The sequence below is a fragment of the Thermotoga profunda AZM34c06 genome (genome assembly GCF_000828675.1).
GTDB lineage: Bacteria > Thermotogota > Thermotogae > Thermotogales > DSM-5069 > Pseudothermotoga_B > Pseudothermotoga_B profunda.
The window spans coordinates 1,092,133-1,110,895 of record NZ_AP014510.1; the positions used below are offsets into that span (position 1 = coordinate 1,092,133).

The 18,763-nt window shown below is 38.1% G+C and carries 16 protein-coding genes and 1 CRISPR repeat array; of the genes, 6 read left to right on the forward strand and 10 right to left on the reverse strand.

All coding sequences use genetic code 11. The features are described from left to right. Positions 1–16: 16 nt before the first annotated feature. From ftsA to TSP02S_RS11045, 10 genes are read right to left on the reverse strand one after another with little or no spacing between them, the layout of a single operon-like run. The gene (ftsA, locus tag TSP02S_RS05275; protein ID WP_041082438.1) at positions 17–1,276 is read right to left on the reverse strand and encodes a cell division protein FtsA; all 1,260 of its coding nucleotides are present in this window, start codon (positions 1,274–1,276) and stop codon (positions 17–19) included. Then, a complete protein-coding gene (locus tag TSP02S_RS10735) occupies positions 1,263–1,769 on the reverse strand; it encodes a DUF4894 domain-containing protein (protein ID WP_052465329.1) in 507 nt (168 codons plus the stop codon). The genes ftsA and TSP02S_RS10735 overlap by 14 nt, the downstream gene beginning before the upstream one ends. Next, positions 1,762–3,654, reverse strand: a complete 1,893-nt coding sequence (gyrB, locus tag TSP02S_RS05285; protein ID WP_041082440.1) for a DNA topoisomerase (ATP-hydrolyzing) subunit B — start codon at positions 3,652–3,654, stop codon at positions 1,762–1,764. The genes TSP02S_RS10735 and gyrB overlap by 8 nt, the downstream gene beginning before the upstream one ends. Beyond that, positions 3,645–3,938: a DUF721 domain-containing protein gene (locus tag TSP02S_RS05290; RefSeq protein ID WP_041082441.1), complete on the reverse strand. Its 294-nt coding sequence runs from the start codon at positions 3,936–3,938 to the stop codon at positions 3,645–3,647. Before TSP02S_RS05290 ends, gyrB begins: the two co-directional genes overlap by 10 nt. Beyond that, the gene (locus tag TSP02S_RS05295) at positions 3,935–4,771 is read right to left on the reverse strand and encodes an aminotransferase class IV (protein ID WP_041082443.1); all 837 of its coding nucleotides are present in this window, start codon (positions 4,769–4,771) and stop codon (positions 3,935–3,937) included. The genes TSP02S_RS05290 and TSP02S_RS05295 overlap by 4 nt, the downstream gene beginning before the upstream one ends. Continuing rightward, on the reverse strand, positions 4,734–6,047 hold the full coding sequence (mtaB, locus tag TSP02S_RS05300) for a tRNA (N(6)-L-threonylcarbamoyladenosine(37)-C(2))-methylthiotransferase MtaB (protein WP_041082445.1): 1,314 nt from the start codon (positions 6,045–6,047) through the stop codon (positions 4,734–4,736). The genes TSP02S_RS05295 and mtaB overlap by 38 nt, the downstream gene beginning before the upstream one ends. Continuing rightward, positions 6,048–6,494: a CBS domain-containing protein gene (locus TSP02S_RS05305; protein ID WP_041082447.1), complete on the reverse strand. Its 447-nt coding sequence runs from the start codon at positions 6,492–6,494 to the stop codon at positions 6,048–6,050. A 9-nt stretch (positions 6,495–6,503) separates the two neighbouring features. Continuing rightward, a complete protein-coding gene (locus tag TSP02S_RS05310) occupies positions 6,504–7,466 on the reverse strand; it encodes a 1-phosphofructokinase family hexose kinase (protein ID WP_041082449.1) in 963 nt (320 codons plus the stop codon). Positions 7,467–7,470: 4 nt separating this feature from the next. Beyond that, the gene (locus TSP02S_RS05315) at positions 7,471–8,139 is read right to left on the reverse strand and encodes an ATP-binding cassette domain-containing protein (protein ID WP_232503661.1); all 669 of its coding nucleotides are present in this window, start codon (positions 8,137–8,139) and stop codon (positions 7,471–7,473) included. A gap of 25 nt (positions 8,140–8,164) precedes the next feature. Beyond that, positions 8,165–8,323: a hypothetical protein gene (locus tag TSP02S_RS11045; protein ID WP_171816324.1), complete on the reverse strand. Its 159-nt coding sequence runs from the start codon at positions 8,321–8,323 to the stop codon at positions 8,165–8,167. Positions 8,324–8,694: 371 nt separating this feature from the next. Further along, positions 8,695–11,398: a CRISPR direct-repeat array (repeat unit 36 nt; unit sequence GTTTCCATCTCTTTCAGAGAGAACCTTCTTTCGGAC). A gap of 774 nt (positions 11,399–12,172) precedes the next feature. On the opposite strand from TSP02S_RS11045, the gene TSP02S_RS05320 reads away from it, so the two are divergent. From TSP02S_RS05320 to TSP02S_RS05345, 6 genes are all read left to right on the forward strand, one after another. Next, complete coding sequence (locus TSP02S_RS05320) at positions 12,173–12,571, forward strand: MaoC family dehydratase (RefSeq protein WP_041082450.1); 399 nt, start codon at positions 12,173–12,175, stop codon at positions 12,569–12,571. Next, positions 12,568–13,290, forward strand: coding sequence for a 16S rRNA (adenine(1518)-N(6)/adenine(1519)-N(6))-dimethyltransferase RsmA (gene rsmA, locus TSP02S_RS05325; RefSeq protein WP_041082452.1), 723 nt, complete (start codon positions 12,568–12,570; stop codon positions 13,288–13,290). The genes TSP02S_RS05320 and rsmA overlap by 4 nt, the downstream gene beginning before the upstream one ends. Beyond that, entirely contained in the window at positions 13,291–15,000 is a 1,710-nt protein-coding gene (locus TSP02S_RS05330) for a sigma-54 interaction domain-containing protein (protein ID WP_052465330.1), read from the forward strand. 37 nt (positions 15,001–15,037) lie between these two features. Then, positions 15,038–16,237: a TetR/AcrR family transcriptional regulator gene (locus tag TSP02S_RS05335; RefSeq protein WP_041082454.1), complete on the forward strand. Its 1,200-nt coding sequence runs from the start codon at positions 15,038–15,040 to the stop codon at positions 16,235–16,237. 170 nt (positions 16,238–16,407) lie between these two features. After that, complete coding sequence (locus TSP02S_RS05340; protein WP_041082456.1) at positions 16,408–17,439, forward strand: 3-oxoacyl-ACP synthase; 1,032 nt, start codon at positions 16,408–16,410, stop codon at positions 17,437–17,439. Between the two features lie 11 nt (positions 17,440–17,450). Further along, positions 17,451–18,752, forward strand: a complete 1,302-nt coding sequence (locus TSP02S_RS05345; RefSeq protein WP_041082458.1) for an acetyl-CoA hydrolase/transferase family protein — start codon at positions 17,451–17,453, stop codon at positions 18,750–18,752. Positions 18,753–18,763 lie beyond the last annotated feature (11 nt).

Here is an 18,763-nt window from a genome sequence, read left to right on the forward strand (position 1 = left end):
ATCAACCTCCCTGGGACTACCAGAGATTCTTGAATATTTCAACAAGTCTCTTAAAGAAACCTTCACCTGGCTCTTTTTTTGATGATTGTTCGATGTTAGATCTGACTTCGATCAAAGATATAAACCCTCCAAGAGCCGATGCATAAATTGGGTCATCCAGTATCTCTTCTGAGTCTTTAATAACCACATTTGTAGAAGCATTATAGGTTCCTATTCTAACAGGGCTCTTGAAAACATCCAGTGACAGATCGAGTAATCTTGGTACCTTGGCTCCTCCCCCCAAAAGAACTATACCTCCAGGTAAACCCCTTGGTCCAAACTCGGGCATACCTGAACAGGCTTCTCGGTAGACACGTTTTACCTTAGTGAGAATTTCCCTAAGTCGTGCATGTATGACTTTTGCCAATTCGTCTTTGGTTATACTTTTGGAACTTCTACCATCAAGCCCTTTGAAATCAACAGATTGTTGACCAAAACTTGGTTCTCCATATATAGCACTCCCATGGGTTTTCAGGAGCCTCTCTGCCTCTTCAATAGAAGTATTGAAAACTATGGAAATATCTTTAACGACATGCTTCATACCCAAAGGTATTATCTCAAGCCTAATAGGAGCTCCCATCGAGTATATGAGAACTGCAGTGTTGGAATGGCCAAGCTCAACAACACAGACACCATTTTCCTTTTCGGTATCTGTTAATACACCTTCTGCTCCCAAGATTGCCGATGCGGCAAAATCAAAATCTTGCGGGATAACATCTTGCAAGAATTCAAAAAGAGAACTGGAAGATTTATCAACAGTTACAACAGTCAATTCTACTTCTAAATGATTTGCAAGCATACCGATGGGATTAAACACATTTTTTGTTTTATCGATTGTGTATCTTTTAGGATAAATGTGCAAGACTTGGTAACTATCACCAAATCCATCAATAGCAGATTGTTTGAGAAGTTCAACCATTGCTTCATCGATAGTTTTTTTCTCGCCATCAGAAACGACATGTTCTTTTTTCAAGTCATGAAGTGTAAATTTGCCACAACTCGAAGAGATAATGATATTTGTCCGGCTTAAATTCACTATATCATCAATCTGCGACATCAATTGATTAAGTGTTTCACGTAGTGAAATGGCATCTTTTACATCCCCACCATCTATCCCGCGCGTTTTTAAATTCAAGTGTGTGAGAAGTTCATATCCCTCAGATGTCTTTGAGATAATCAATCCTTTTGTGGAATGAGAACCAATGTCGATTGAAACATAGTTTTCACTCTTCCTCACCGCCACCACCTCTGATCTTGTAAACAAGTCCGGCTGAAGTTAAAAAATATTCAGTTTTTGGTTGCATTACCACAATCAAGTCTTTCAGACGCGAAAGATGGTTTATCAAATCTTTCCAATCACTGAGATATAATATAACACCTTTTAAAAGGATTGCACATTTTTGATTCAATTTTACTTCTGCAACGTATGGACTATTTAAGACATCTTTCAACATTGTTATGATCTCAAGAGAATCCTTACTCACAGATAATTCCTTAACCTCTATGCCACTCACAATAGCCTTTTTCAAAATATCTGTTGAGCTTGCTATATGTAAAAATTCGCCCTTCTGTGATATCCACCAAATTCTATTCTTGTAAGACACAAGATAAGTTGGTACACTGTCATTTCTCCTAAGAGATATATTAGGTAAGAATCTTATAGTACCAAAGAAAAAAATAAGAATTACAAAGAATCCACCAAAAATTATCGCTTTACTTGAATTATACATCCAAATAGGTCACCTTTAATGCATGTTTCTCTATAAAATTTCTTCTCTCTGAAGGATTCTCACCCATTAACAAATTGAAAAGTCTATCTGCTTCTTCTGCGTTTTCGATATTGACTCTAATGAGTTTTCTCGTTTCGGGATTCATAGTAGTTTCCCACAATTGTTCTGGGTTCATCTCGCCAAGACCCTTGTACCTTTGGACCTCTATCTTCCTTTCGTCTCCTAATTCTTTTCTCAATGCCTTGAAGTCATCTTCAGTATATAAATAGGTTGAATTGGAAGCAAAATCGACCTTGTAGAGAGGAGGAACGGCGATATATACCTTTCCCTCTTCAATGAGTTGTTTCATGTATCTGAAAAAGAACGTCAACAACAGAGTTCTGATGTGGGCACCATCTACATCGGCATCTGTCATGATGATTATCTTTCCATAACGGAGTTTGGATAAATCAAAACTGTCACCAATGCCCGTACCAACAGCTACGATGATGTTTTTAATTTCCTCATTCGACAACAGCTTTTGAATAGACGATTTCTCAACATTCAAAATTTTACCTCTTAGCGGAAGAATAGCTTGGTATTCTCTATCACGTGCCTGTTTTGCAGAACCTCCAGCTGAATCTCCTTCTACTATGAATAATTCAGATTTTTCGACATCCGACGAAACACAATCGGCAAGCTTCCCAGGGAGTGATGAATTCTCCATTGCATTTTTGCGCCTGACCAAATCTCGCGCCTTTCTGGCAGCTTCGCGAGACTGCATGTTCTTAACTATTTTATCGAGTATAGCTTTCAACACAGGTTTATTGAGTTCGAAATATTCTGAAAGTTTGTCGCGTAATATCTTTGAGACGGCAGAACCTGCACTTTCATTTCCAAGTTTTGATTTCGTTTGACCTTCAAATTCAGGATCTTTCAGAAAAACACTAATTAATGCAATCAAACCCTCACGGACGTCTTCACCTTGGAATGCCTCATCTTTTTTCAGCACCCCTAATGCTTTCCCATATTCATTGAACATCTTTGTTATCGTATTTTTAAATGCTGTTACATGGGTACCATGATCGATTGTTTTGATATTATTTGCATACGAGTAAATTCTTTCTTGATAGGTATCAGTGTAAAGAATGGCTATCTTGACAAGTATCTCTTCATGTTCACCAGATATTTCAATCACGTTGTGCAGGAATTTTTCATCTTGTGCCAAGAACCGAATATATTCTTGTAAGCCACCTTTGTATTGAAAAGTATTTGAATACTCGTTGATTCTGTCTTCAAAAATAATCTTTATACCAGAATTGAGAAATGCCAATTCTCTGAGTTTGTCTTCAACTATGTCTGGATCGAATTCTAATGTGGGGAATATCTGTCCATCGGGCTTAAAACGTGTTATGGTTCCTGTTCTATCAGTTTCCCCCACCACCGTGACTGCGCATTGTGGTACACCTCTTGTATATTTTTGGTAATACACTTTGCCATCTCGGTGTACCCATACTTCGAGTACCTCAGACAAAGCATTGACCACTGAAGCTCCTACACCATGCAAACCACCACTGACCTTATAGGCATTTTTCGAAAATTTTCCACCGGCGTGAAGAGTGGTCATAACAACTTCGAGTGCACTTTTTCCTGTCTCTGGATGAATATCAACTGGTATACCTCTACCATTATCTTCAATCTCTACAAATCCATCTTCAAAAAGAGTAACGCGAATTGTATCGCAAAAGCCAGCCATGGCCTCGTCTATACTGTTGTCAACGATCTCATATATCAAGTGATGTAATCCACTTTTTCCTGTGGAACCAATGTACATACCAGGTCTCATTCTAACTGCTTCAAGACCTTTGAGAATTTGTATACTCTCTGCACCATATTCTATTGACATTGCTTGCACCTCCTGAAAATCACATCAACGATCTGCTGGTCAGGAAAAATCTGTTTTATTTTTTCCTTAAGCTTTTTTCGCATGAAATTTGCCTCTGTCAACCACATGGGATCATCGCATTCAAAGTAAACTTTGCCATCGTGAACTTCCACAAATCTGCAATGTCGCGCAAGCGATTCACCTAAAAGACTACTTAGATCCGATAAAGCTATTCTGAATCTCAATTCTTTAAATACTTCATTTCTATTAGAGAGCGAATCAAAAATTTCACCTATCTTTTTCATATCCAGTTTTCCTCTATATTCTCTATATATTCTTCAAATTTCTTTGATAAAAAAGATCCAAGGGATTTCGAATATTCTCTCCAACCATCGAGTTCGTCAACTGGTACTATGCCTCTGCTTGTGTGGGTGAGAAAAACTTCATCGGCTCCATAAAGTTCAGATGGTTCCACCCAGCGCTCTTCAACAATTATTCCCAAAGATTTACACAAACCTATCACATTTTTCCTTGTGATGCCTGGCAGAATACCGCTGTCAAGATCTGGCGTCACAACGTGATTGTCCTTCACAATGAATACGTTTGTAAAGGTACCCTCGCAAAGTTGCCCTCTATTACCGAGCATAAGGACATCATACGCGTCGCCTTTCATTGATTTTGCAAGCAAGATGTCAGTTCTGCCAACGACTTTTAGATCAGCTGGTGTTGCACAATTATCTATCTTTCTTACTTTACTCAGCTTTACTTTGACTTTCCCTTCGATTGGTGAAGTTCTAAGATAGTCCATATAGATGACTAATTCATTATCATAAGGTTCATATCTAAAAGCACTGATCTCTCCACGGGGTAAAAGTAGGATTCTTATCGATACATCGCTATCAAAGCTGTTAATACCCTGTAGTATGATCTCGCGAAAGCATTCATAATTCATAGGAATCTTCATACCAAGATAACTGGCTGAGATGGATAGACGATCATAGTGGAACTTACCTGCGAATAATCTTTTCTGGTAAGTTCTCAATGTTTCATATGGTATACCTCCATAAAGCACTCCTGGCTCATCAATCGACAAAGTTATATCATGCTTCTTTAGCCATTGACCCTTCCAGATTAACAAGTGCCGACACCATCCCTACGCCGTTTACACGTTTGGGTACAACCATCTCAAAGTTCCCAATACAACCACCCGTGAACTCGTGTTTCACATAATATTCGTCATACCCTGAAGATATCCCAGATCTGGTTTGTTCAACCAAAACCTTTCTCAATTTTCCAATACTTTTTTCTCTATAGATTTTTGAAACCTCTTCAACAATTTTTGATAGTTCTTTACTCCTGCGCTCTTTTTCATCAGATGGTATCTGAAGATCAAATCTTGAAGCTGGTGTTCCGGGTCTGGATGAATATCTAAAAATGTGTACCCTTGAAAACTCTACCTTACTGATCATGTCAATTGTTTGCTTGAAATCTCCGATTGTTTCTCCGGGAAAACCAACTATGATATCTGTTGTGATCGAGAAGTCTGAATTAATTTCTCTTAATCTATCAAATATCTTATAAGCATCCTCAATGGTATATTTTCTGTTCATCCTCGACAAAATATTGTTTGACCCACTTTGCATTGGAATATGTAAATGTGGGCAGATTCTATCGCTTTGTGAGAATATTTCTATCAGTTCATCATCTATATCTTGAACATTCAGTGAACTAAGTCTTATTCTGAAATCACCAGAGAGCTCCTCCAACATGCTTTTCAAAAGTATGGCAAGACTTGTCTTTTGGTCAAAACCATACTTTCCAAGATTAATACCTGTCAAGACAATCTCTTTATAACCGTTGTCTAAAAGTGTCCTTGCCTCATTCAATATTGTACCGATGACTTTGGATCGTATTCGATATCCGCGAGCAAAAGGTACAATGCAATAACTACAAAATTCATTACATCCATCCTCTACTTTTATATATGCTCTGGTTCTATCAGACAAAAAACTTTGAACTTTTTCTTCAACTCCACGCACTGATTCCGAGACATTCACTGATTTCATTTCTTCTTTTCGCAAATATCTTTTTATGTGATCTATGAGATCTTTTTTCTCGTCGTTACCAAGTACCAGATCTGCTCCTATTTTTAGAAGATCTTGTTGCTGCAGATGAGCATAACATCCCGTTGCAATTATCAGGGCTTCGGGGTTCAGCTTTCTTAGCCTTCGAAGCATTTGTCGGGATTTTCTTGAAGCTTCTGAAGTAACCATACAAGTATTCAAAACACAAAGATCAGCTTTAGAAGGATGTGGAGAGATAACAAATCCATTTTGTTCAAGTTTTTCAATCATGTACTCGGCTTCATACTGATTAACTTTACAACCGAGAAATGTTACATAAACCCTCTTCACTCAAAGAGCTCCTTCCATGGCTGCTTTGAGAATATTAGTTCTGTTGACAATCCCGACCAATCTACCCTGATCATCTACGACAGGTATCGCCTTAGTATTGTGTCGAATCATAATATCGGCAACATGTACTAACATAGCATTCTCATTAACTACAACCGGTGGATGAGTCATATATTCAGATATGGGTTTATCTTTTATCAGGACCGCATTCCTTAAAAATTGATTCATGTCCGGTATAAACGAAGTAGATTGTAGAAGCGAAAAATAACTTGGAACAACAGCTTTGATTATATCACTTTCACTTGCAAAACCTATTACATGCATGTCTTCTGAGACAACTGGTATACCAGAAAGGAGTTGGCTTGACATTATTTTCAAAACATTACCAACAGTCTCATCTTTGGTTACTGCTGTGACATCTCGGATCATTATATCAAAGACTCTCATTTCAATCACCTACCGCAGTTTTTCAACTTGACAATCCTGCAAACAGTCAACAATCTCGTCATATTCTGGCATTTGCTTTGGTAATTTCTTTGTTTTAGCCAGTGCGGCAGCATATCCAAATTTTGCTACTTCGAGTAAATCGTAGTCTGATGTAGAAAACCTTTTGTATACCATAGCTGCCATATATGCATCTCCTGCTCCAAGTAGATTTGAGATCTCTATATCCTTTGGTGTAGTTATCAGCCAAACGCCATCATTTGTTGCAACGATATCGCTTTTGATTTGATAGGAAATCACAGACATTTTACATCCCATCTTGATAAGTTCAGATGCAGCTTGAATATAATCATCGAGCGAAACAAGTTTTTCTCCAAGAACGACATTTTTTTCTCTTACATCGGGTTTAATTACATCCGGTGTTTGTATCTGAAGAGCAGGTTTGATATACTCATCGACTATCTCCATGAAAACTTGTTTTCCTTTTTGCTTGGCTGTTTTTGCAAAAACTCCGTAAATATCACCTTGAAGATTCGGTGGAAGACTTCCCGAAAGAACAACTACCTCTGCACGAGACAAGAAAATTTCATAGCGTTTTAACAATAGATCTATCGCATGTTTTTCAACAATAGGTCCGGGGGAATTGATCTCAGTTAAAGTATGATTTCTTGGATCGATTATAGAAATATTCTCACGTGTTTCTTGATCTATGTGCACAAAACTTGTGCTTATCAATGGGCTGATTCTGTTCAGTTCTGACAAAAGAACGCGACCAATATAACCTCCTAATATTCCTATAGCCACAGATTGTACCCTTAATTTTGCGAGTGCAATAGAAACATTTATTCCTTTACCCCCTGGCGACATCACTATATCTTTGTAATGTGAAACCCTGTGAAGTTCATTTACACGAAAATCTTCAACAACGAACTCCCGATCCAATGCTGGATTAAAAGTTACAGTAATGACTTTCAAGTTGTCACCTCTTCAAAATCAACTCTTTTGGTGCTCCCTTATATTCAATTTTACCATCTTTCATGACTACAAAGACATCTGCAAGCGGCAAGAAACGATTTTTGTGCCTTGTGCTCAATATGACAACTCTATCCTCTTTCAGTGTTGAAAGTTCTTTAACCACAGGGACAAGAGTTTCATCGTCGACATGATCAAGAATACAATCCAAAACTATTATGGAAGACTTTCTTATTATCGCAGCAAAAAGAAGAATCATTATTTTTTCCATTGTGTAGAATTCCCTCAAAGGAGTTTGCATTTCTCTTCTAAGGAGCTTCAAAATGCCAAGCCTATCTAATTCCGATGAAAATTCATCTAAAGCCACTTGTTTTTCAGATAAAATAAGATTTATGAACTCACCAAACCTCAGATGATCCAATGCCTCAACGAAAGACGGTTCAATGTATGTTATAAGCCTTCTAAGAGTTTTTTTGTCATAAGTGGTTACTGACTTACTATTTATTTTCAATTCTCCATACCAATTGACGTTGTCGTATATCTCTTTATTCAATCTTAGAAGAGACCTTAGCAAAACAGATTTGCCGGCTCCTCGGGGACCATAAACTATTGTGAGCTCGCCCGCCTGGATTGTTAAGTCAATATCTTTGAGTACACTTATGCCGTCTATAGACATAGAGAAGTTGAGAAACTCAATAATACTACGACTCTCTAACACCTTTGACTGGTCTTGGTTGCTGCTCATCGACAAGGGTCATCCTCCTTCGCATTTCTTCCTCAGCACCTTTTTCGCCTTCTTTTAGCATACGAAGGAGCTCGTACTGCGAAACAATTTTAGGATTCTTTTGCTTCTTTTTCATATCTTCACCCCTTGCATGTTTACTAATTGTATTTTATGGTTTTTCAATTACTCAAAGTTGTAGTTAGTATTACAGGAATTATCAAAAACAAAATTTTTCATTTGTCCAGTCGGGAAAATCCCGTACAAAACTTTTTGCAAGATTTTATTCTCGAAAAATCTATTTTGACATGCCAGATTCACTCAAAATTTGAATTGTGATGTTTAGAGAATTTTCTTGGTGATTTCAGTCAATCTTTAAGACTATCATTTGAGATCTTTTCTGTATTTAGAGAATATCTGTCAACACACAAGGCTAAATTTGGAAAACTTTCAGAGAGTTTTCTTTCGAACAGTTCATTAAATAAAAAATGCGGGCATTAAGCCCGCGTAGTTTCCATCTCTTTCAGAGAGAGCCTTCTTTCGGACTTGAATTCGAAATGGGTTCTATAACAATAGAACCCGACATAGTTTCCATCTCTTTCAGAGAGAACCTTCTTTCGGACTTGAATTCGAAATGGGTTCTATAACAATAGAACCCGACATAGTTTCCATCTCTTTCAGAGAGAACCTTCTTTCGGACTTGAATTCGAAATGGGTTCTATAACAATAGAACCCGACATAGTTTCCATCTCTTTCAGAGAGAACCTTCTTTCGGACGCACAAATAGCCAAAACAGAAAAAGGTACATTAATACTCAAGTTTCCATCTCTTTCAGAGAGAGCCTTCTTTCGGACTATATGATCCCGCAAACAACGGGCTGTATAGAAGAGATATTGTTTCCATCTCTTTCAGAGAGAACCTTCTTTCGGACCAACTGCTGAATTTGATTTTTGTGAAGTAGAGGGGGTGTTTGTTTCCATCTCTTTCAGAGAGAACCTTCTTTCGGACCCGCAGCAACGCCAACGCAAAAGCTTCTCTTCCTGGTAAGTTTCCATCTCTTTCAGAGAGAACCTTCTTTCGGACATTACATACACTCGTTCAATATGGATATTCTAAAGTTAGGTTTCCATCTCTTTCAGAGAGAACCTTCTTTCGGACTTGAATTCGAAATGGGTTCTATAACAATAGAACCCGACATAGTTTCCATCTCTTTCAGAGAGAACCTTCTTTCGGACACAGAGTCGCAGTATACGTGAAAAAAGAGGAGGAAGGATCGTTTCCATCTCTTTCAGAGAGAACCTTCTTTCGGACTCTTTTCATGGTCACAAACGACATCGAAGCTGTGTCAACGGTTTCCATCTCTTTCAGAGAGAACCTTCTTTCGGACAACTAGATCAGATCTCCCCCTGCTGGTCGACCAGCAGGGGGTTTCCATCTCTTTCAGAGAGAACCTTCTTTCGGACTGGATTCGTCAGTGCGATCGGACACGCAGATACCGCAAATGTTTCCATCTCTTTCAGAGAGAACCTTCTTTCGGACTTGTTGCCGAGTTGGGTCTTGGACGTGTGTCCAAGACCCAGTTTCCATCTCTTTCAGAGAGAACCTTCTTTCGGACGCAGCAAGAAAAGTCGGTGTCGTCGAATTCTTAATAAAAAGTTTCCATCTCTTTCAGAGAGAACCTTCTTTCGGACCATCCTTGGCTAAATCAAGTCCGGCGCAAAGACTTTTATGTTTCCATCTCTTTCAGAGAGAACCTTCTTTCGGACAAAATGATACACATAACAAACGCAGTCATAATACCAACAGTTTCCATCTCTTTCAGAGAGAACCTTCTTTCGGACAGCACGAGGGACTCCCTCTCGTGCAACATTGTGTGCACGTGGTTTCCATCTCTTTCAGAGAGAACCTTCTTTCGGACATCCAGCCACAGCAGAAGTCCTTGCAAAAGCGACAGTCGCGTTTCCATCTCTTTCAGAGAGAACCTTCTTTCGGACATCCAGCCACAGCAGAAGTCCTTGCAAAAGCGACAGTCGCGTTTCCATCTCTTTCAGAGAGAACCTTCTTTCGGACCCACACCCGATAACGTAGCTATTGCCGTACTCAGAGAAAAGTTTCCATCTCTTTCAGAGAGAGCCTTCTTTCGGACCCCTGTAACCCGGGTGGGCGCCCACCCGGGTTGCAGATGGTTTCCATCTCTTTCAGAGAGAGCCTTCTTTCGGACCGGCGTCTATTGAGGCGCTGTAGAACTTCGCTAATATAGGGTTTCCATCTCTTTCAGAGAGAGCCTTCTTTCGGACATCCTTAAGGTTTGTGTTCATTTGTTCTAAAGTAGAGATCTGTGTTTCCATCTCTTTCAGAGAGAGCCTTCTTTCGGACAGGTGGCGAAGATAGCAGATGTGATTGTGAGTCCGAAAGGGTTTCCATCTCTTTCAGAGAGAGCCTTCTTTCGGACCAGCTCGGAAGTTCCGAGCTCCCCCTGCTGGTCAACCAGCAGGTTTCCATCTCTTTCAGAGAGAGCCTTCTTTCGGACATGAAAGGTATAGTTCAAATGGCAATTGGTGGTGTAGTTGGTTTCCATCTCTTTCAGAGAGAGCCTTCTTTCGGACTTTTTGGAAAAAATTTGATTTTTGATGTACTGCCAACAGGTTTCCATCTCTTTCAGAGAGAGCCTTCTTTCGGACTATATTATGATTTTACTTTTAAGACTTTGAATTATGAGAAAGGTTTCCATCTCTTTCAGAGAGAGCCTTCTTTCGGACGTGGGATAGGATTTGGTTTGACTATGTTAGCAGTATGGATGTTTCCATCTCTTTCAGAGAGAGCCTTCTTTCGGACGCTGTCTAAGATGGGAGGTTGAGGCTGATGATTAAAACGGTTTCCATCTCTTTCAGAGAGAGCCTTCTTTCGGACTGAAGATAGCTATGCAAGATGAAAATTTTGATGGGATAATGTTTCCATCTCTTTCAGAGAGAGCCTTCTTTCGGACTAATCAAAGCAGATTGTTCTGGATCAATAGTGACGTCAAGTTTCCATCTCTTTCAGAGAGAGCCTTCTTTCGGACACAGACAAGGCTATATAATCGTGTTTCCTTACTATGCTAAGTTTCCATCTCTTTCAGAGAGAGCCTTCTTTCGGACGGATCAGAGGACTGAGGAAAAAGAGAGCAAAGAAGACAGCGGTTTCCATCTCTTTCAGAGAGAGCCTTCTTTCGGACCGTACATTTCTAAGTATATCATAAGTAAAGGACTATTTGTGCTTAAAATTCATAACCTGGTGTTAATAATGTTAGTGCATGTCTAACATCAACCCTTTTTCATCACTCTTTTTAGCTTCCCATGCGGATTCAGGACCTATTTTCTCAAAGTGGCTTATTTTCGTTAGTCAACTTTTTTAAGGAGGTTAGGAATTCTTGTTTGGGTTTTTTACAAATTTCTGTTTTTGCGATCTGTACCCCTTTTGCTTTATTTTTTTACTTGTCAATGACCCACTTCTTAACCTTTATAGGCTTGAAGACTGTCTTTTATTATATCACAAACAATTAAATATCGTCAAATAGAGGAAAGATAGATTTCACTTGGTTGAAAGATCAAGGGTTATTATCAATTTGCATGATATGTAAAAGACAACGAAAAGCAAAATGAGTATATAGTTTTACTATTCATGGATTGCATAGAATCAATTAATCAACTATTTGGTCCCATATAGAGAGTGAACAAATTCATTTGTGATGCATGTTGGTATGTAATTAATATTACATGCGATTGACTACATGCTATCGATAAATCACTGTAGATGATTATAACAAAAATTTTTTCAAGTTCACTACTATGGAATGGGCACAAACAAATTTAATTAATATCAATAGATATATATCTGTGTGTTCTTATTCTTCAAATCATTTAGCTACAGATATTCTCATAAAAAATCAAGCTTTGATGTTTGTGATAGCTATTGTTTCAGAAGTATAATAATAGGGGAGGTTAGTGACATGAATTTTCAAGTTGGCCAAACATATAGTGAAAAATTCGTAGTAACTGAGAAAATGGTTAGAGATTTTTCAGAGTTAATCGGTGATAAGAATCCGGTCCATCTTGATGAAGAGTATGCAAAATCAACACGCTTTAAGAAAAGAATTTGTCATGGAATGCTTGTGGCGTCATTTATCTCAAAAGTTCTTGGAATGAACTTTCCGGGTCCTGGAACTATACTTGTGAAACAGCAGCTTAAGTATCGATCACCAGTTTATATAGATGAACAAATAGAAATACAAGTCAAGATAACTCAAATGATACCAGATAGACAAAGGCTCGTGCTTGATACGAATGTGATTAAAGAGGATGGAACGATCGCAATAGAAGGAATTTGTGAGGTACTTTTTGAGTCATGAGACCTTTTGGTCAACATTTCCTGATTGATGAGCAGGTTGTACACTGTCTGGTAAATCAACTCAGTGATCAGCAAAACAAATTTGTAATCGAAATAGGTGCAGGAAAGGGTTTTATAACTAAACATCTCATTCAAAATGGATTCAAAGTTCTGGCTTACGAGATAGACGAGAAAGTCGCAAATGAACTTAGAGAGAACATCAAAAGTAATAACCTCGAGGTGTGTGTGAGAGATTTTCTCAATGTGAGTTATGAGAAATTACCAACTCTGAATTGTTGTGTTGGTAGTATACCGTATCAAATTTCATCACTTTTGATTAGAAAAATAATAAGCCTGTCTTTTCAGAAAGCTGTTTTGATTGTTCAAAAGGAATTTGCAGATAAACTCATTGCCTTGCCTTCTATGAAAAAATACACGTTTATATCAGTTTTAGCTCAGAGTTTTTATAACATTAAAAAGGTGTGTAATATATCAAAAAATTCTTTTTCTCCACCACCAAAAGTAGATTCAGCGATAATAGTTATGAACAGAAAAAAACAGGTACCAGAACTGGACAGGTATACTTTGTTTCTACGCAAACTTTTTACTTCGCCAAATAAAATCGCCAGAAATGTGGCGAATTTTCCATTGAATTTTCAATATGAAATCTTAGAAAAACGCGTTAGAGATCTTTCAGTGGATGAAATAATTGAATTTTACAAAAATCTAAGGAGTGATTAGGTGACAAAGGCAGAACTTTTTGAAACCGTGTTGAATTCGATAATCGAGGGAATAATAATGATAGACAGAGATGCAAAGATAATCTTCATGAACAAGCAAGCATCACTCATCCTTGGTATACCAATATCACAAGCGATTGGAAAATATGTTGTTGATGCTATTCCAAACACGCGTTTACATATAGTTTTGAAGACAGGAATACCCGAGCCAGACAAAATTCAGCAGCTTGGCCACACTCAAATAATAACAACTCGAGTACCAATCAGAGACAGCTCTGGACAGATAATAGGTGCTGTGGCTATTTTTAGAGATATTACAAGTGTCCAAAAAATGGCTGAGGAAGTAACAAATCTAAAACAAGTAGAAGCATTGTTAAAAGCAATTATTGAGTCAACGAGCGATGCAATATCTGTTGCTGACGAAAATGGAAAAATAGTGATGGTGAACAAGGCTTACACAAAGATTACTGGATATAGTTCTAATGAAGTTGTGGGTAAATTGGCAACTGTGGATATCGCCCAAGGTGAAAGTATGCATATAAAGGTTGCGAAAACCAAGCAGCCAATTTATGGTGCGAGATTGCTCGTTGGTCCTGGGAAACGCGATGTTGTAGTTGATGTGACTCCGTTATTTGTGAAGAACGAGTTCAAGGGAAGTGTTGCAGTAATTCATGATGTTACAGAAATCATTAGATTGAACAAAGAACTTGATGAAGTAAAAAGGTTAATTAGAAGAATGGGCGCAAGGTATACCTTTGAAGATGTGGTTGCCGAGAGTCCAAAAATGAAAATTGCTCTTACCCAGGCAATGAAAGTTGCTCCCACACCTGCTACCGTTTTGCTCAGGGGTGAGAGTGGCACAGGAAAAGAACTCTTTGCACACGCCATTCACAATGCAAGCGACAGAAGAGAGCGGGCTTTTATAAGTGTTAACTGTGCGGCGATTCCAGAATCAATCTTAGAATCTGAGCTTTTCGGATATGCATCTGGAGCTTTTACAGGAGCAAGAAGAGAAGGTAAAAAAGGTCTATTAGAAGAAGCTCAACATGGTACAGTTTTCTTTGACGAAATAGGCAAAATGCCTTTAACTGTTCAATCGAAATTATTGAGGTTTTTGGAGAATAGAGAAATAGTACCTGTTGGAGACACCAAAGCATTGAAGATTGATGCAAGAATAATTGCTGCTACAAATATGGATTTAGAAAAAATGGTACAGCAAGGTTCTTTTCTACCAGATCTTTATTTCAGGCTCAATGTTTTTCCTATATTACTTCCGCCACTCAGAGAAAGAAAAGAAGATATACCAATTCTGGTTCAATACATAATAAGAAAATTGAATCAAGAATATGGAAGAACAGTTGAAGGAATCTCGCCAGATGCCTTGGTGAGGCTTATCAACTACAACTGGCCTGGAAATGTGAGGGAACTTGAAAATGTCATAGGACGCGCAATGATAAATATGGATAGTGAAGACAAAGTAATAAAATTGCACCACTTACCCACACTTAAAACTACTTATCATGCTGTTGACGTACCATCAACTGGTAATCTTAGAGAGATGGTCTTTGAATATGAAAAAGGAATAATACTCAAAGCACTCGATCAGAATGATTGGAATGTTCAGAAAACCGCAGCATCGCTTGGAATGAGTGTAAGGACTCTTTATTATCGCATGAGAGTGCTGGAGATTAAAAGAAACAAAGGTATATAATCAAATGTGACAGCCGATTCATTTGGAGGAACTAAAAATGAGACGTGATCCTAAAAGATCCGATGGCAAAAAAACACTTAAAAATTTGATAGGATCAGCCAATGAACTTTTCGCAGCTTATGGTTATTATGGTGTCTCGGTCCCAATGATTGCACGCAAAGCCAGTGTTAAAAATGCCACGTTTTACCAATATTTTAATGACAAAGAATCAATATACCAAAAATTGTTGGAGCATTCTTTTGGAAAGTTTCAATCTTATATGCAAAAAGTCAATGGCACTAAGCTTGATCAAGTGGTTCGATCATTTGTGGAGAGCTATTTTGAGTTTTTCTCGAACAACCAGCACTGTTATAAAATACTGCATGAAGCAGTTTATTTACGCAAATTTGTGTTCCGAAAGGTTGAAAAAACTCTAAACAGAATACTTGATAAAATAGCTCCAAAATATGATGAAGAGAAAAAAATGGTTCTTAGATGGTTTGTAACTGGTCCTGTCCGTTTTATATCTATATATAAATCTCTCCATAATGATTACAGTGTTGATCAAAAAGTAGTAGATGATTTAGTTGAATTTGCAATGAAAGGTCTTGATCCAAACAATCATGAACTCAGTAAAGATGTTTTTGAAATAGATGTACAACCACTGAAGATTGAAGTAACTTCCACGAGAATGAAACTCCTGCAAGCAGCCGAAAAACTCTTTGGTACACATGGCTATAGGAATACTATGATAAGCGATATCACACGCATTGCAGGTGTGGCAAGCGGAACATTCTACGTTCATTTCGATAGTAAAGAGAAGGCATTAGAAGAACTTGTGATGTCAACTAACAAAAATATGAGAATCACTATAGCAACAGCAATAAAGAGATTTTCAGACAGAAGAGATGCTGAAATAGCTGGTTTTTTAGCTTTCTTGAAATTTTTCATGCTTCATTCTAATATGTACTTGATTGTTAGACAAGCCGAATTTTTCAACCCTGATATTTCCAGAATTTATTATGAAAAGATATTTAACAGCTATCTCCCACCATTGAAAAAGGCAATGAAAGATGGGCAATTCAACGCTTTTTCACCTGAGAACCTTGCCCTTGCCTTAATGGGTATAGGACATTTTATGGGTGAAGATCTTGTTGTACAAAAATATGGAAATATACAAAATGTGAATAATTACTTATCCCATCTATCTCTCCTCATTTTCAAAGGCATCCCAACTGTGTTAACTGATAGTGATTAAATGAGAAATCCTGAGAAAAAAGAAGCATAGTAGAAAAATATAGGAATTTCTCGTTGAAAATCTGGACAAAAGAATTATTGACGCATTTGTAGAACAAATGACTCAGGTGTTATTATTCATAATGAATCAGTTATCAGGTTATAAATTTATATCAGCTTGGGGGCGTTATCTTGGAAAATCATGTTGGGATTGCCGGAATTGGAACTTATCTACCAGATAAATATCTCTCAGCCAAGGATTTAGAAGAACTTACAAAAATTCCTTCAGATGTACTTATTGAGAAGTTTGGAATAGTGGGTAAATATATACCTTCAGAAAGAGATACCACAAGCTTTATGGGGATCATAGCTGCACAGCAGGCAATTGAAGATGCTCAGATTGATCCTTTGGAAATTGATGTTGTTATATGGAATGGGGCACAACACAAAGATTATCCATGTTGGCTTGCAAGTACAAAAGTGGCTTATGAAGTTGGTGCAAAAAATGCTTGGGCTTTTGATATGGAGGCAATGTGTGGTTCGATGATAGTTGGACTTCAAGTGGCACGATCGCTTATGCTTTCTGAAAAGAACATAAATACAGTTTTGCTTGTAAGTGGTTATAGAAATGTAGATCTTGTGAATCATCAATATAAACATACATCTTTCATGCTTGATATTGGAGCAAGTGGTTCTGCGGTAGTGCTAAAGAAAAACCTTGGAAAAAATGTACTACTTGGTGTATCAAGTGTTGTCGATGGATCTTTTGCCGAAGAGTGTGTAATACCGGTTGGTGGAACAAAAAAATGGCCTATGAAGTTACAAGATATTGAGAACTACTATTTTCAGATACCAAATCCAGAAAGATTCAAAAATCGATTGAATGAAGTCACACTCAAAAATTTCTATTTTGTAATCGATGATGCACTCAAAAAAAGTAGCTTAACAAGAAAAGACATCTCATATTTAGCGATATTACATTTTAAGAGATCTGCCCATCTTGAGGTACTCAAAGAGCTTGGTCTCAAAGAAGATCAAACAACTTACTTGGAAAAATATGGACACATGGGTCAAAATGACCAGATTTTTTCAATAAAGGAAGGGTTGCTTGCTGGGAAGATAAAGGATGGTGATATCGTTGTTCTTGTAGGAGCCGGAGTAGGTTGGACTTGGAACGCCGCAGTTGTTCGTTGGGGTAGCTTGAGAGAACCGATTAATTGGTAGGAGGGGTTACTGTGAATTGGAATGATGTCTATAATTCCAAAGTTGTAGATATTGAGAAAGTACTGAGCATTGTAAAGTCGAATCAAACAATAGTTGTTGGAATGACGCCGGCAGAACCAAAACTCTTTCTTAGAAATTTACACAAAACAGCCAATAGGGTGAGCAATGTCACAGTATTTACATGCCTAAATATGGAAAGTTATCCATTCTACATGGATAAATCTTTCAATAATATCTTTGAGAACGCATCTTGGTATTTTGGTCAATCAAATAGAGAGGCCGTGAAGGCTGGTTTTGGTACCGTAAGTTATGTTCCGAACAATTTACACCAATCAGGGACAAATTTACTTGATAGCCGTCCGATAGATATTTTTGTAGGTGTTGCATCGCCAATAGACAAGAATGGTTTTCTGACCTTGTCCGCATCGGTAGTTTATGAAAAAGATATCGTCGAACAGGCAAAGAATATCGTTTTGGAAGTCAATCCCAACGCTCCAAGGACTCATGGTGATACACATATTCACATAAAAGATGTTCACTATGTAGTTGAAGTGGATTATGAACTCCCACAAGTTGAGTTGGTTGAACCTACGGAAACTGAAGCGTTGATTGCACAGCACATAAGCAATTTGATTGAAGATGGTTCGACGATTCAACTTGGTATTGGAGGAATACCAAATGCCGTTGCTAAGTTTTTGACAAACAAAAAAGATCTGGGTGTTCATACGGAGATGTTTACTGAATCTATGATAGATTTGTTTGAAGCTGGTGTAATTACTAACAAAAAGAAAAGCATTTGGAGAGACAAATTCATCTGCGCTTTTGCCTTTGGTACAAAGAGGATGTATCAGTTTGTTGATGATAATCCCTCAGTGTTTTTCCTCAGAGGAAGGTATGTCAACGATCCTTATGTCATATGCCAGAACGAGAAAATGGTGAGTATTAATACCGCATTGATGGTCGATTTAACTGGGAATGTTTGTTCAGAGGCATTGGGCACTCAGCATTACAGTGGCACAGGTGGTCAACTCGATACGCATAGAGGTGCTGTCAAGAGCAAGGGAGGCAAAGGGATAATAGCGCTGAGATCAACAGCAAAAGGTGGAACGGTTTCGACGATAGTCCCCATTTTACCAGCTGGTTCACCGATAACTGTGCCGCGGCAGGAAGTGGACTACGTAGTTACAGAATGGGGTGTGGCGTGGTTAAGGGGTAAGACTGTAAGAGAGAGAGCAAAGGTTTTGATTGAAATTGCACATCCAGATTTTCGAGAAATTCTCAAGGGTGAAGCTCGTAAGTTGCAAATTCTATAAAAACGAGGGGA